Origin of the sequence: Candidatus Clostridium radicumherbarum (assembly GCF_045310525.1) — a bacterium.
Lineage (GTDB): Bacteria > Bacillota > Clostridia > Clostridiales > Clostridiaceae > Clostridium_AT > Clostridium_AT radicumherbarum.
Genome location: NZ_JBJHZY010000002.1, coordinates 205,516 through 222,126 on the forward strand (window position 1 = coordinate 205,516; position 16,611 = coordinate 222,126).

The following is a 16,611-nucleotide window of genomic DNA, read 5'->3' on the forward strand; positions in this document are numbered from 1 at the left end:
CTTTAATCATTTTAAGGGAATGTGATCTATGAACAAATTAGTCCCTATGATTAAAGGAGGATTTTTAACATGGCAGATAGAAACATCGTTTGCAAAGATTGTGGAAAAGAATTTGTATTTACAGAAGGCGAGCAAGCTTTCTATAAGGAAAAAGGATTTGAAAATGATCCAGTAAGATGCCCAGAATGTAGAAGAGCTAGAAAGAACGAAAAGAATCAAAGAGAAAGAAGATTCTAATTTAGAGAGGTAGAGATACCTCTCTTTTAATTTTTGTATAAAAAATGGCTGTATCAAATTAATCATTATGATTATTTTGATACAGCCATTTTACTTAGAAAATTAAAGTTTGTTTTTGAAAATATTAGCTCTTTTCAAAGCCTTAATTAATGGAATTGAAAGTACAATTCCTGCTGTTATTTGAATTATATTTCCTGGTATATCTCCTAATGCAACAGCAAAGCTGCCATAAATAAGTCCTCCAGCAATATAGTAACCTAGTATCATCCAAAGTCCTGCAATTATAAAACCCAGAATGTTATTAAAGAGTTTTTCTCCATTATAGTCATTTCTAAGTGCTATAGAAGCTGCTATATAAGCCATAACACCCTTTATAACAAATGTAAATGGAGCCCAAATTGCATATGGTGATAATAAATCAAATAATCCCATTCCAAGAGCTGCAGCTAAAGCAGCCTTCTTTTTCCCAAGTAATATTGCTCCCGCAAATACAATAGTGTCTCCTAAGTGCAGTACTGCCTTTGTACCTACTGGTATTTCAATAGCATAAGTTACTACAAAAGCCATAGCTGCCATAAGTGCAACTTGTACGATATCAATAGTTTTTATTCTTGACTTTATTTGGCTCTTTTCCATGTCAAAATCCCACCCGTCCTTAATTAATATTAGTAATATGATGCATCTTAATTTCATTATACACAGAAAAATCTAATTTCAAAGTGTATGGATACACAAATAATAAAAAAATAAAGATTTTGTTATAATTAGTCGAATTGTTGTAAATACTATTTATATACAAAGGAGTTTAAAGCCCTAAATGGGCTTTAACGAGTAGTTTTACGAGCGGGAGCGAGAGGGCTTAATTGCTCCGTGTTTCCCACTGAAGGGAGGAAATTTAAATGGCTGTTTTGCGCTGGATAGGTGGCTTTGTAGTATTATTCTGGCTTATAGGACTAATATTCAGAATAGGCGGAAGCATGATAAATCTATTATTAATTGTAGCGGCGGTAGTATTTATTATTGACGCCATATTTGGCAGAAAAAAATCTGTGTGATAAAAAAGAAAAACCTTATTATTAAAAATGGTTTTTCATCAATTTAAAAAATGAAAGACATTGAGTCTTTCATTTTTTTATCCATTATTTTCTTAAGCATTAGCAAATAGTTGATTTATTCATGGACATAGGTACTTTGTTTTTATTCATTATTCTTTGCAATATCAGAAAGTATTAAACCTTTGTTATGCTCTAAAGCCCAGCTTATAGCCCAATCACTTTGGAATATTAAAAGATTCCTGTCTTTAAAATCCTTAACCTTCTTAGTATCACTAGTTAAATTTAGGCCTTCAAGAGCTATTTCAGTATTTTCAATCCATCTTATATATTTATAAGAAAGCCTATCCATTTTTATATCTACACCGTATTCATGCTTTAATCTATATTCAAGCACTTCAAATTGAAGTACTCCAACTACGCCCACGATGATTTCCTCAATACCAATGTGAAGCTCCTTAAATACTTGTATTGCGCCCTCTTGTGCAATTTGTGTTATACCTTTAATAAATTGTTTTCTCTTCATGGTATCAATAGTTCTAACTCTAGCAAAATATTCAGGTGCAAAGGTTGGAATTCCCTCGAATTTAAATTTTTTTGAATTTTCACAAAGGGTATCTCCAATGCTGAATATTCCAGGATCAAAGACACCAATTATGTCTCCAGCATAGGCTTCTTCCACAATTTCCCTATCCTGTGCTAAAAATTGCTGAGGCTGCGCCAGCTTTATCTTATTTCCAGCCTGAACATGGTAAACCTCCATGCCCTTTTTAAATTCTCCTGAGCATATTCTCATAAAAGCTATTCTATCTCTGTGTGCTGGATTCATATTAGCTTGTATTTTAAATACAAAGGCAGAAAACTCAGGACTGAATACATCTATTTCACCTTGATCCGACTGTCTTGGAAGTGGTTCTGATGTTAAATCAAGGAATACCTTCAAAAATGGCTCTACTCCAAAATTGGTTAAAGCACTTCCGAAGAATACTGGTGTAAGTTCTCCATTTCTTACCTTTTGAACATCAAACTCATCACCAGCTATATCTAACAGCTCTATATCTTCTATTAGTTTATTATGAAGGGCTTCTCCAAGTAAATCCTTGAAAACACCATCTTCTATATTGCCTTCTAAGGATTCTACCTGAGTCTGACCATGATTTCCACCATTAAAGGCCTGCACCATTTTATTTTCTCTTTCATAGACTCCCTTAAATTCAGCTCCTGTACCAATAGGCCAATTTACTGGGTAGGATTTTATTCCTAGTTCATTTTCTATATCCTCTAGTAGTTCGAAGGGATCTTTAGTTTCTCTATCCATCTTATTAATAAAAGTGAAAATTGGTATACCCCTAAGGCTGCATACATGGAAAAGCTTCTTAGTCTGCTCTTCTACTCCCTTTGCACCATCAATTACCATTACAGCACTATCAGCAGCCATAAGGGTTCTATAAGTATCTTCACTGAAGTCTTGATGTCCTGGAGTATCAAGTATATTAATACAATAACCATCGTAATTAAACTGCATTACAGAAGAAGTTACTGAAATACCTCTCTGCTTCTCTATTTCCATCCAGTCTGAAACTGCATGCTTAGCTGCCTTTCTAGCCTTAACAGAGCCTGCCATTCTTATGGCCCCCCCGTATAAAAGGAGTTTTTCTGTAAGTGTAGTCTTACCTGCATCTGGGTGAGAAATTATCGCAAAGGTTCTTCTTCTTTCTATTTCTTTTATAAAGTCCGCCATTTATATCCATCCTTTCTTGTTTAATAAATTAAATATGCAAAAAGTCTGTATGAAGGCAGACCTTAGATTTAATATTTATTATATACAAACGTCTTAAATTATATCAGTTTTTAAAATTCTTTTCAAATAATTTTTACCAAATCCTCTTGTGAACATTTACATTACAGTTTATTCCATTCATTTTTTTAGTTTGAATGCTATAATAATTATGGAATAAATATATTGTACTTTATACAGGAGTCTAAACAATTTTTAATTGTTTAGTGCGCAATATAGTAGGGGTGATAAAATGTATAAATTAATTGCAATAGATATGGATGGCACATTATTAAGAGAAGATAAAACTATTTCAAAAGAAACCTTAAGAGCAATAGATAGAGCCAAAGCTAAAGGAGTTAAAATTGTTCTTTCATCAGGAAGACCAATAGATGGAATTAGAAGGTACTTAAAAGAGCTTGATTTAATGCGTGACGAGGATTACGCTATAGCATTTAATGGAGCCTTAATTCAAGCTACTAAAACAAATGAAATTATTGCAAAAACACTAATGAAACTAGAAGATGTTTCTTATTTATATGAGCTAAGTAAAAAATTAAAGGTTAATATTCATATTCTAACTGAAAATTCCTGCCTAACACCCAAGTGGAACCCCTATAGTCAAATAGAAAAAGATATTAACGGCATTCCACTTGAAGTTATTGATTTTAATAATTTACCTTACGATACAACAATTGTTAAAATAATGATGGTGGATGATCCAGAAATTTTAACAGAAGCTATAACAAAGCTCCCCAAGGAGGTTTATGAGAAATATTCAGTACTTAGAAGTTCTCCATATTTTCTTGAGTTCTTAGATAAAAAGGTTAATAAGGGCTATGGTGTAGCTCTGCTTGCTAACAAATTAGGAATAAGAAGTGATGAGGTTATATGTATTGGAGACGCAGGTAACGATATTCATATGCTTCAGTTTGCAGGTCTAGGAGTTGCAATGGGAAATGCCTACCCTGAAGTTAAAAAAGCAGCTGATTATATTACCTTAAGCAACGAAGAGAATGGTGTAGCCCATGTTATAGATAAATTTGTTTTAAATAATGAAAAGGCAAGCTAAAATAAATATAAAAATAGTGTTAAAAATGTGTAAAGCATTAACAACACTATTTTTTATTTTAAGCAGCAGCCTTTTTACTTTGTTTTATAGCATATAATCTAAAGGCTGTAAGTAGTGCACCACTGGCACAAATTAAGCCTGCTCCTATGTATACCCACTTCATGCCATAGATAAAAATATCATCTCTTCCTTGTATATAGTTGACTACATGATAACCAGCCTTATTGCTCATTCTATTGTATAATAAGGTAGTAGAAAATGAAATTCCAACAACCATGCCTAAATTTCTAACTAAGGCATTAATGCTTCCAGCAATACCTAATTTATTTCTTGGTACTGTAGACATTATAAGTGAATTGTTCGGAGATTGAAATAATCCATTACCTACAGACATTATGCTTACATAGATAATTAAGAGTAAGATACTGGAATTAGCAGTTAAACTGGATAATAAAAATAAGCCTAAACTTGTAAATACAAGTCCTAAAAAAGTCAGGAACTCTGACCCTATCTTATCAGATAAATATCCGCTTACAGGTGCGGCAACGGATAGAACTAATGGATATACCGCCATTAAGATTCCTGTAACTGAAGCTGATAATTTTTGTGCATCCTGCAAATAAAAGGGTTGAATAATATTAGTACAGCTAATTGCTATAAAAGATATAAATCCACAGAATATACTTAAGGAAAAAAGCTTATCATCAAATATTGAAAGCTGAAGAAGAGGGTCAGTAATCCTTCTCTCAATAAAAATAAACATTATAAAGGTTACCACTGAAATTACTAATGCAATTATAATTAAAGGATTACCATATCCAGAAGTTTGCCCTTCAGTGATTGATCCAAAAAGCAGAACTATGCTTATAACAAAGAATATTGCCCCTTTTAAATCTAACTTTTCATCTAATGCCTTTCCTTTACCTGGAAGTATCTTAAGTCCCATAATAAAGGTTATTATACCTATAGGCACATTAATTAAAAATATATATTCCCAGCTAAAAGCTGATACTATAAAGCCTCCAAGGGGTGGACCAACCATAGTTCCAAGGGCTACAAAGGTTCCTGAAATACCTAACGCCCTGCCCCTCTCGGTACTTGGGAAAACTTGAGTTATGATTCCTTGATTAGCTGACATAGTAGCTGCAGCTCCAATACCTTGGAGTACCCTAGCTGCAACTAAAAATGATAGGGAGCTTGTTATTCCACACATTAAGGAACCAAAGGTAAATACTATAATCCCAAACTTAAAAACCTTTATTTTGCCTTTAATATCTCCTAGTCTTCCAAAAATTAAAATACTTGCTGATACGACAATTAAATAGCTTGTCACAACCCATTCAATGGATGCCATGCTTACATTGAGCCTTTCAGACATTTTAGGTAAGGCTACATTTACAATGCTGCTATCCAAGCATGCCATAAAGGTTACCAAAACCACATTAAAAAGAATTATCCACCTATTTTTATAAATTTTTTCATCGATATTTTCCATGTACAAAATTACCTTTCTTAAAATATTATGCTTATCTTAGTATCCCTAATATCTTTCCTTAAGATACAACTTTATAAAAATAATACATTAAAAAGTATATCATAAAAACAACATTATTTACTAATAAAAAACTTGAAAAAGATTATTTTTGAATTTCTATTAAAAAACCTTGGCAATATGATTAAATAACCATATTACCAAGGTTTCTTTAAAGATTTTGATTAAGCTGATAGATATTATTTTACCTAGCTACTGGTATAAAGCCTATTTTCTTTTGCATTTTTGATAAGGTTTTTCTTGCAACATAATTAGCTTTTTCTGCTCCAGCTTTATAAATGCTTTCTAGGTATTCCTTGTTAGATAGCAGCTCTTTTACCTTAATTTGAATTGGTTCTAATTCATCTACAATTGCTTCTGCTACATCCTTTTTAAACTGAGCATAGCCTTGGCCTTCGTATTTCTTTTCAATAGCTTCAATTGTTTCGCCTGTAATTGTGCTTAAAATTGTAATTAAATTTTTGACTCCAGGCTGCTCATCACAGTATTTAACAACTCCAATGCTGTCTGTTACAGCTCTGCTTATTTTCCTTCTAATTACCTCAGGAGGATCCATAATTAAAATGAAGCCATTAGGATTATCATCTGATTTAGACATTTTCTTTAGTGGATCCTGAAGACTCATTATTTTAGCTCCATTTTTGGCTATATAACCCTCTGGAATTACAAAGGTTTCACTATAGGAATTATTAAACCTTTGTGCTATATCCCTTGCGATTTCAAGATGCTGTTTTTGGTCGCTTCCAACTGGTACTAGATCGGTTTGGTACAATAATATGTCTGCTGCCATTAATACAGGATAGTTAAGTAAGCCTGCCGATATAGATTCACCATATCTTTGAGATTTATCTTTAAACTGTGTCATTCGATTAAGTTCACCAATGTAGGTGTTGCAATTTAATAACCATGCTGCTTCACTATGTGCCGGAACATGAGATTGAATAAAAATTGTATTTTTCTCAGGATTTATTCCAGCAGCAATATATATTGCCATTACTTCTAAGGTTCTTGTTCTTAAATCTTTTGGTACCTGTTTAACAGTTATAGCATGTAAATCAACTATGCAAAAATAACAGTCATAATCATCTTGAAGCTTTACCCAGTTTTTAACAGCTCCTATATAATTTCCTAAGGTTAACTCACCTGAAGGTTGAATTCCACTAAAAATTACTTTTCTTTTTTCTTCCACAATAGAAACCTCCTCAATTTAAATTAATTATCTTTGTTTTCACACAACAAATTGTAGCTTATAATATAGCTTTTTATAACTTTTTACATAAAGTTTATTCTTTATTAATTCTAATTTTTTAATTTAAAAAACGCCCTATAGTTTCTCAACCATAGGGCGTAATATACGCGGTACCACCTAATTTAAAAGCAATGCTTTCCTCATTACAGATACAAAAAATATCCTGCCTTTGTAACGTAAGACTAACGTGAAAGACTACTAAAGGTTCATCTTCAACCTAAAAGACCCATTCAGCTTAAGCATAATTACTGTAATCTCACCCACACAGCTCTCTTTAAATTTGTTTTTAAGCCTACTTACTTCTTTTTTAAACGGCAATATATATTATTTACTTTATGATATGCCTAAATAAAAAGATTGTCAATTGTAATCTTGACAATCTTTTAAAATTTATAACCTATTATTTTTTCCAAAGACCATGAAGATTACAGTATTCTCTTGCAAATAGAACATCTTCTTCAAGCTTAAAATATGCCTCAGGCTTTTCACCTGGTTTTAAATATTTTCTATAAACTTTATTAGCTGTAACAACTTCAATCCATTCAATATAATGAGTTTCTATCATTGGATGCTCTACAGAACCGATTTTAACAACTACTCCGTCATCTACCTTTTCAATAACTGGAATATGTTTTTCTAGGGCTGCCTCAGTGGTGTTCTCTACCAAAAGTTTCATTGGCTGATTGCAGCAGGATAAAGTTCCGCCTGAAGGATGAACCACTTCAACTATGTTTCCACATATCTCACATTTGTAAATTTGATTTAACTCTGTCATTAAAATCCCTCCAATTTTTATTTTTTGAAAATTTTAATATTTTAGTTTATAACTATTTTATACATAATATATACACTATTCAATAGATAAATTGTTAATTTTCTATATTTATTGGAAAAAGCAAGTAAACTATACCACATATAAAATTATTTAATCATTGAATATATAAAGAAAGGGCTGAAACCTGAAAGTACATTATATTAATTACTTCAGCTTCAGCCTTCTTAATGCATTTAGTTTTTATAATCTTTTAGGGTCAATTAATTATCACTTCAACTTTATGTTCCCCTTCTTCAAAATGTGGAATTAATTCCTGCTCTATTAGCTTTCCATCCACATATAATTCATTTTTATCCCCTCTTTTAACTAGGATGTTATAGCTGCAATTGTCTTTTTTAAAGTTTAGTTCATATTCCTTCCATTCCTTTGGTACAGAAGGCTCAATGGTAAAGCCCTTATCACCCTTAAGCTTAAGTCCAAGTATTCCTTCTATTCCAACCCTGTACATCCAGCTGGAAGATCCAGTATACCAGCTCCAGCCGCCTCTGCCTTCATGGCCGACCGTGTTATATACGTCTGCAGTTATAACATAAGGTTCTACCTTATATCTTAAACAATCAAGATAGGATTTAGTATGATTTATAGGATTTATCATGTGATAAATCTTCCAGGCCTTATTCCCATAGCCTAGTTTAGCCATGGCAAGTGCTACCCAAGTGGCAGCATGGGTATATTGGCCGCCGTTTTCTCTTACTCCAGGTACATAACCCTTTATATAGCCAGGTTCTAATTTTGAATTATTAAAGGCTGGTGTTAAAAGCAGTACAATGCCTTTATCCTCCTTAACTAAATTTCTTTCTAGTGCCTCCATAGCAACTTCTCTTCGGCCTTGCCTTGCTGCACCGGAAATTACTGACCAGGATTGGGATAGAGAATCAATTTGACACTCATCATTTTCCATAGAACCCAGCGGCGTTCCATCATCAAAATAAGCCCTCCTGTACCAGCCTCCGTCCCATGCATTTTTTTCTAGATTTACAGCTAAAAAGTTTTGCATTTCATCATACTTTTCTGCTCTCTCATCATCCTTTTTATATTTGCATAAATCCTTGAAACCATCAAGAATGCTGTAGAGAAACCAGCCAAGCCAAACACTTTCACCTTTTCCTTTATTCCCAACAGTACTCATTCCATCATTCCAGTCTCCGCTTCCCATAAGTGGAATATTGTGAATGCCGAACTTTAGAGAGACATCTATAGCTTTTATGCAGTGCTCATAAATACTGCCTTTTTTATCTGATGGAAGCGTTACTTTATATCTTTCGTCCTCTCCCTCCTTTAAGGGTTCTTCTTCTAAATAGGTGGTTTCTTCATCCAAAATACTGTAATCACCTGTGTTCTTAATATAATCAATAGTTACATAAGGCATCCATAATAAGTCATCTGAAAATCGAGTTCTTATTCCACTATTAACTACTGGGTGCCACCAGTGCTGTACATCACCCTCTAAAAATTGCCTTGTAGAGCTCTGAAGAATCTGCTCTTTAGTAATTTCAGGTTTTAAGTAGCCTAGAGCCATGGAATCCTGCAGCTGATCTCTAAAGCCTATGGCACCGCCAGATTGGTAAAAACCTGTTCTAGACCAAAATCTACAAGATAAGGTTTGATATATTAGCCACCCATTTAGCATTAGATCCATAGTCTTATCCGGCGTTTTAACCTGTATCCTGTGCAAGAGCTCCTTCCAATATTCCTTTACGCGAGTAAGCTCCCCACTCGCAACTTCAAAGTCCTCGTAAGTTTTAGTTATAGCTTTTATATGTTCTAAATCCTCATGTTCACCTAGCATTATTACTAAGTTAACTTCCTCACCTGAACTTAACCTTACCTTAGAATTTGCGGTAAGGCATGGGTCATAGCCGGAGCCCACTTTATTTGATAATGCATTATAACTTAAAGCCTGCGGGTTTTCTATGCTTCCACACCTTCCCATGAATTCTGTTCTGCTTCCAGTAAAACTTACTTCTTCTCCTCCAGCAATTTTTAAATAGCAAAAGCCCTTTCCAAAATGCTCACTATAGGGGTTTTGACCATAGATAAAATCCTTATTCTCCTCTAAATAGGTAGATATATATTGTGCTGTCTGCTGAGGATATACTCCTAAAGTAAGCTGAGCATAATAGGTTAACGAAAGCTGCCTTTCCTCCTTAGTATTGTTTTTTAACTTTATTAAGCACAGCTTAACACTTTCATAAAGAGGTACAAAAGCTGTCATTTCCCCAATAATACCCTTAGCCTCATGAACAAAATTAGAGTAGCCAAAGCCATGTTTAATAATATATTCACCCTCATCTCTTTTGGGCTTTGGTGTTATTCCCCAAATATCACCTGTCTCTTCATCCCTAATATATACTGCTTCAGTAATTGGATCTGTAACAGGATCGTTGGACCAGGCTGTAAGCTTATTTTCTCTGCTGTTTTTATTCCAAGTATAACTTACTCCACTTTCACTTATATGAAAGCCAAAATCCTTATTTGAAATAACATTTATCCATGGAGCAGGGGTATTTTTATAATCCTTTAATATTATTGTATATTCCTCAGTTTCTACGTTAAAGCCTCCAAGTCCGTTGAAAAACATTAAATCCGGCACCTCATAATTATAGGGTAGAATATTATAGCTTTGCTCCTTTACTACAAGCTTTTGCATTTCATCTTCAATTTCAGAAGCTCCATTTATTTGCTGAAGCAAGCTTCCTTTTTCAGAATCAATAACAAGTCTAGCTATAGCCCTTAGTAAATCGATGTCCTCAGCTGCCATTGTAGTCTTACTGTGCAGAAATACTCCTCCAGGTTTATTTTGTTTATCTCTAAGGTGCCCTGATGCTAAAATATCTCTAATGGAATCCTGCAGTGGCTGAAGATAAATGGTATTTTGAATGTTAACAATGACTATATCTATTTTCAGACCCTTAATACTCCAATATTCATGAGCATGCAGTACCTGCTTTATAGTATCTAGGTCGACCTCATTTCTAATAAGCACTAATACTATAGGTAAATCACCTGATATCCCATAAGGCCATAGGGCTGGCTGAGCTTTTTTAATATTTTTAATAAAAGCTTCTCTTTCTCTAAGATTTGGATTTAAGAATAATATCTTAGAGGCCATCAGCTGATATAAATTGGCTTGAGTAGACTTTATGCCAAGATAATTCATTTCAACTTGTGTTTGTGTCCAAGCAAGTTCAAAAACTCGATTAATATTATTATATTCATTATATTTTTTTGCAAGTTCTATAGATTCTTCCCTGGTTTCGCAAACAGCAGTAGTGTAAGCTACTTTTACAGTTTCTCCAGGTTTTATTTTCACTCTCTTCCTTATGCTTAGTATTGGATCTAAAACGGCACCAACTGTGTTCTTTAGCACAGTTTCATTGTCCATGGCCTCAGGAGCTTCTATATTTCTACACCTTCCTAAAAAATTTTCTCTGTTAGTTTCATATTGTACAGTTCCAATACTTTCGCCAAACACTGCACAAGTTTGAACTAAGTGAGGCTTCTTTTGTCCCTTTGCCCTAGGCCTTCTATTTGCAATTAGGCAGCAGGGATTATCAATATACTCAGTTCTAATAAAAAGATTACTGAAGGTAGGGTGTACAATATCAGCATTTAAAGGTGCCAAGGTAACTTCACAGTAGCTGGTTATTTCCAAGGTTCTGGAATGCTGACTATGATTAGTAAGTGTAATTCTTCTGACTTCAGCATTATCTTCCTGAGAAACGGCAATCTCTGTATGAGTGTCTATACTGCCATCTTTTCTTATAAACTCTGCCTTATCTAAGGAAAATACAGCTTCATAGCTTTCACCCTCCTTTCTAACAGGTTCATAGGAGGAACTCCAATATTCATTGGAATTCAAATTTTTTATGTAGAAAAATAGCCCTGTATTATCTAAGGTAACATCCTCTCTCCATCTATATGCTGTCATATCTTCAAGTTTTCCGTACCCACTGCCGCTGTTAGTTATCATTAATGAGTAGCTTCCATTTGATAAAAGATGTGCTTCCGGCATATCAGTTTTAGCAGTTTTAAAGCTTCGAAAAGCGATGTTATGATTATTATGATTTGTACTAAGGCTATCAAATTGCTGTTCTCTATCATAAACAATCTTATTAGATATTCTTTCTTGCAGCAATAATTCAGTAGCTTTAACATTTGGTATTCTATGAAACCTTTCCCTAAGTGTGTTTCCATTAAGCACATTATCAAGTGACATAAGGCTCATACCTTCATGATGCACCATAAAATTTTTAATTAAGGCTTTAGCTTTTCCATTCGGCATTCTTTCCTTTGTGTAATCTACAGCCTCATAAAAGCCATACCTTCCCTCCAGGCCTTCAGTTATGAGCCTTTTAATATTATCCATTGAACCTAAAAGGTCAATTTGCAGAGTTAATATTGTTGAATAAGGTGAAACCACAAGCTCATTTGATAAACCTCTCTTTAAGCCTATTCCTGGAACACCAAAGGCTTTATACTGGTAATTTTGTGCTGGATCAAAGGTATAGAAGGCTGATTCAGATATACCCCAGGGAATTTTTCTACTGCTGCAGTAGTTCTTTTGACCTTCAATTACAGCTAAATAAGTTTCATTTAATAAGGTGTCAGGATAGTTTTTCATAATTAAAAGAGGCATAAAATATTCGAACATTGTACCGCTCCAGGAAACTAGTCCCTTACTCTTTCCCATAATTGTCATCGCCCTATTTAGCTTAAACCAATGTTTTTGCTCCACATCACCTTTTGCTATAGCTATAAAACTTGCCTGCCTAGCCTCGGAGGCAAGTAAATCATAGTAGGAGTTTCCCAAGGTATCCTTTTCTACATCATAACCGATGGAAAAAAGCTGTCTTTTTTTACTATACAGCATTTTAAAATCAGTTCCATCAGCCATTAAATTTAACCTGCTTTTTAAAGCATTAATTTTTTCAAGGAGTTTAACTGCCTCTTCTTTGCTGTTTTCTAATAATGACCTTATCTTTGCTTTGCTATTTTTATCTGAAGAATCCTTTATTTCTTTAAAAAGCTTATCAATTTCACATGGTATATCATTAAGAGGTACAATGACTGGTAGGCTTATTAGCCTTTCGGTAAGCTTTAAGCCATCAGCTAGTATATTTTCTCCATGATCCCCCACTTTATCATTTATACCTGTAGCCCATGGAAAGAATCTTTCAATTTCATTTAGATAATTATTTATGGAAGCTTTAAGTTTAGGAGTCCAATATGCCCCCTCATAATCCTTTAAGCCTTCAGCCTCATTTATCTTATCTAAAACACTTAAGAGAAACCTTTTCCATGAAATTAAATCTAAATTTATATTCTTTGAAGCCTCAATAATTTCGGTATAGAAATTTTTATGTTTTAGTTCCTCCTCACAAAGATAAATATTATCCACTATGCCTTGTATTTTTTCCACAGTAATAACAGGTTCATGTACATATTCCCCCAGGCTTTCTGAGGTAACCCATAAATAGCCAACTAAATTGCCACTGTCAACTGTTGATACGTATCTAGGATAAAGGGGCTCCTTTGTTATGGTGTCATACCAATTATAAAAATGCCCCTTATAACCTTTAAGGCTTTCCATACTTGTAATTATGTTATCAAGTCTTTCAGTAAATTCTATTATTCCTATGTAACCTAAATCATAAGCAGCTAAGTTGCTGGTTAGCCCCATTCCCATATTAGTTGGTGAGGTTCTATGTGCCACCCCATTAGGAGGTGCCTCCTGATAATTATCGGGAGCCAAATAATTATTTTCTGCATTTACAAAGTCCTCAAAATAAGCCCAGGTTTTTCTGCTTAACTTTCTTAAAAGCTTTACCTCTTCTTCCTTTAAAGTGTATTCTTTTGCTTTTAATTCTTTACTAATGTAGTAGGCTATTATAGGACTTAAAAACCATAAGAAGGTTGAAGGTATGGTCAAAAGTCCAGATTCTAATGACACTCTAAAAGCCAAAATTTCTATAATAATTGCAATTAAGCTGCCAGGCCACATTGAATTAATAAAATTATTCATATTTTTCCCAAGTTTAGCTTCCACATCAGCAGCAGTTTGCCATTCTAATAACTTTTTTTTGCTAATTAATAATCTATATAGAGTTCTAATAATGGCATCCAGCATTAAATAGGCCTGATAAGGCAAAAAACAAAAAATCAAAAACACTTGTTCAATTGCAAGCTTACCTGTATTTACCCTTCCAGACAGACTTATTCCCTTAATTGGAGAAACAACTGATTCTGAAACATCAAATAGTATAGGGCATAGTACAGCTAAAAAAGCGACAATATTCCATGTCTCCCCTTTAGGCAAAATTGTAAAGGATAAAATAATTAAAATGATAATTGAAGGTGCAAGCAAGCTTCGCCTTAAATTATCAACAATCTTCCATCTTGAAAGTAAATCAAGTGGAGATTTCTTTGTTATCCACCTTAATATTTGCCAGTCTCCCCTAACCCATCTGTGAAGCCTCATTGAACTTGAATTATAAAAAGCAGGATAGCCGTCCATAAGTTCTATATCTGATACAAGTGCCGCTCTCACATAAGAACCTTCTAGTAAATCATGACTTAAAACTGTATTATCAGGAACTTCATCCATTAGCATAAAATTAAATACATCTACATCATATATGCCTTTCCCAGTGAAGATTCCCTCTCCAAATAGGTCTTGATAAACATCTGAAACAGCAGTTGTATAAATGTCGATGCCGGTTTCTCCAGAAAAGACCTTAGAAAACATAGTCTTGTTAGCAGCTAAGGTGCCCACACTTATTCTTGGCTGCATAAGACCATTTCCTCGAAGTATGCATTTTTTATCATAATCAATGTAAGGCCTGTTTAGCACATGGCTCATAGCACCAATAAGTCTTTTGGCAGTATCTCTAGTAAGCTTAGTATCAGCATCTAAGGTAATAACATACTTAACCTTTAAAAGTTCAGTTAAATCTCCGCTTATAACATTATAGCTTGTTGTATTATCACCTCTTAAAAGAGCATTAAACTCCATAAGCTTACCACGTTTTCTCTCATATCCAAGCCAAATACCCTCTTTTTCATTAAATTGCCTAAATCTATTAAAGAAATAAAAAATATCACCATTTTCTCCAGCATATTTTCTGTTTAATTCCTTTATTGCCTTTAGTGCTGCTTCATTTATTTCATTATCATTTTCCTCATGTTCTTTCGCACTATCTTTAAAGTCTCCTAGTAATGCAAGATATAGATTTTTTTCATGATTTGCAAGAAAATAGACTTCCATATCATTTATAAGCTCATATACCCTTTTTACGCTGCTTAGTAAAGTAGGAATTACTACTACTGTTCTGCTGCTGTCAGGAATACCTTCCTTGAAATCAAGCTTTGGTACAAACTTTGGTGTTATTAGATGGTTTATGCTCCAATTAAATATTGAAATTACTATTTCACTACAGGGTATTAATACAGCAAAAAATGCTGCAGCAAAGCGCCAGCTATAAATAGGTAACCTTAATTCGTAGTCTCCTATTAAAATAACAAGAAAACATAACAATACTGTGCAAAGAATTATATTTCCTATATAAAAATTTATTTTCTTTTTCTTAATAAACCTCCCGAAGCTTCCAAAGCCCCAGTCCTTGTAATTAATTAACTTTTTTAAATCCTCTATGCCCTCATCTATAAGATAGTAGCCAACATGCCTTACATAATCCTCATGAGTCTCAGGCTTCTCTGCACATTCCATAGCCTTTTTAGCTACATAAGCCTCTGAATTGTTTGAGTGTTTAGCTATTTTTTCAACTCTATGTCTGTAATTATCCCTGGACTCAAAATCCATATCTTCATATGTACCTAAAGGATCCTTTCTGAGTTCCTTTTCAACAAAGGAAAGCCTTTCGAAAATTTCCCACCAATTGAGAGCTACAACTTCTCTGATGCTGGTTATTGAATTTCCCATTGAAATTTGAAAATGCGCCTGCTTTTGATGTTCAGTATTTATGATTTTCTCAGCTGTAGTTTCCTTAACTTCAAGCCTTTTATCCAGCCAGCTGTATATATCAGAATTATCTACTCCATTATCTCTTAAAACCTTAATGAAGCTTTCAGTTAAATGGGAATTAAAGCTTATTTCACTTTCCTCTAGTTTGTTTAGCTCTTCTTCTAGTTTTCCAGAGTTAACTGCAGTAATAAGTCTGTCAGCCAGTAATTCACCTTTTAATTTTTCTTCTTCGGTATAAATAATATTTTCAGATATTTTACTTATATTTTGAATTAGTGCAATTCTAATCATTATCGGAAGAGCCCATAGTTCACCCATAAGTAAAATAGTATTTTTCTGATAGGCATTAATGAAACCTTCAATAGTATCTTCATCCAGCCTTCCATCTGAATGAGAAATAAGCTCCACAGCAATATGATAGGCTCTCGGATACCCCTTCATAATACCTCTCTTAATAATAGGGAGACCTTTATAATAAGCTGCGGGCATATTATGTTTAATATCCTTATATTCTTTTTCTATTAAGTAAAGATTATCAAGCATCCATTCAGCGGCAGGAACTATCTCATTATTATTTTTTACCTGTTTATCTATATATTCATATGTCTTAATTATCTGTTCATAGCTTTTATCTAAGCTTTTAATAAGCTTTCTTTTGCAATTAGATTTTTTTAACACGTCGGAATAATATTGAGAAATCTCTAAGGCGTGTCTTTCTAATTCTTCTTTGTTAATACTAATGGTTGGAACGTCTTCCATCAAGTTATGTTCATCTATATCTCTGTTTCTAATTAATATATATAGTATAAACAACCCTATGAATATTACTGCTGTTGTATAAACATAGAACATT

At 33.6% G+C, this 16,611-nt stretch carries 9 protein-coding genes and 1 other annotated feature; of the genes, 3 read left to right on the forward strand and 6 right to left on the reverse strand.

The window, feature by feature from the left end; genetic code table 11:
• Positions 1-69: 69 nt before the first annotated feature.
• Entirely contained in the window at positions 70-237 is a 168-nt protein-coding gene (locus ACJDUH_RS10870; protein ID WP_406765219.1) for a zinc-ribbon domain-containing protein, read from the forward strand.
• 102 nt (positions 238-339) lie between these two features.
• Here ACJDUH_RS10870 and ACJDUH_RS10875 read toward each other — a convergent pair whose 3' ends face one another.
• Entirely contained in the window at positions 340-873 is a 534-nt protein-coding gene (locus tag ACJDUH_RS10875; protein WP_406765220.1) for an ECF transporter S component, read from the reverse strand.
• Positions 874-1,136: 263 nt separating this feature from the next.
• Here ACJDUH_RS10875 and ACJDUH_RS10880 point away from each other — a divergent pair, with 263 nt between their 5' ends.
• Positions 1,137-1,292 (forward strand): DUF5670 family protein, encoded by a 156-nt coding sequence (locus ACJDUH_RS10880; RefSeq protein ID WP_406765221.1) that lies wholly within the window; start codon positions 1,137-1,139, stop codon positions 1,290-1,292.
• A 142-nt stretch (positions 1,293-1,434) separates the two neighbouring features.
• On the opposite strand, the gene ACJDUH_RS10885 is transcribed toward ACJDUH_RS10880, so the two are convergent.
• Complete coding sequence (locus ACJDUH_RS10885) at positions 1,435-3,030, reverse strand: peptide chain release factor 3 (protein ID WP_406765222.1); 1,596 nt, start codon at positions 3,028-3,030, stop codon at positions 1,435-1,437.
• Positions 3,031-3,319: 289 nt separating this feature from the next.
• Here ACJDUH_RS10885 and yidA point away from each other — a divergent pair, with 289 nt between their 5' ends.
• Complete coding sequence (gene yidA, locus ACJDUH_RS10890) at positions 3,320-4,138, forward strand: sugar-phosphatase (RefSeq protein ID WP_406765223.1); 819 nt, start codon at positions 3,320-3,322, stop codon at positions 4,136-4,138.
• 58 nt (positions 4,139-4,196) lie between these two features.
• Here yidA and ACJDUH_RS10895 read toward each other — a convergent pair whose 3' ends face one another.
• The 4 genes from ACJDUH_RS10895 to ACJDUH_RS10910 all read right to left on the reverse strand — a co-directional run bounded on the left by ACJDUH_RS10895 (position 4,197) and on the right by ACJDUH_RS10910 (position 16,610).
• A complete protein-coding gene (locus ACJDUH_RS10895; RefSeq protein WP_406765224.1) occupies positions 4,197-5,633 on the reverse strand; it encodes an MFS transporter in 1,437 nt (478 codons plus the stop codon).
• A 241-nt stretch (positions 5,634-5,874) separates the two neighbouring features.
• Complete coding sequence (gene trpS, locus ACJDUH_RS10900) at positions 5,875-6,879, reverse strand: tryptophan--tRNA ligase (RefSeq protein WP_406765225.1); 1,005 nt, start codon at positions 6,877-6,879, stop codon at positions 5,875-5,877.
• A 149-nt stretch (positions 6,880-7,028) separates the two neighbouring features.
• Positions 7,029-7,260 (reverse strand) — a binding site (T-box leader).
• 79 nt (positions 7,261-7,339) lie between these two features.
• Positions 7,340-7,714 (reverse strand): desulfoferrodoxin, encoded by a 375-nt coding sequence (locus tag ACJDUH_RS10905; RefSeq protein WP_406765226.1) that lies wholly within the window; start codon positions 7,712-7,714, stop codon positions 7,340-7,342.
• A 256-nt stretch (positions 7,715-7,970) separates the two neighbouring features.
• Positions 7,971-16,610 (reverse strand): glycoside hydrolase family 94 protein, encoded by an 8,640-nt coding sequence (locus tag ACJDUH_RS10910; protein ID WP_406765227.1) that lies wholly within the window; start codon positions 16,608-16,610, stop codon positions 7,971-7,973.
• Position 16,611: the final 1 nt, after the last annotated feature.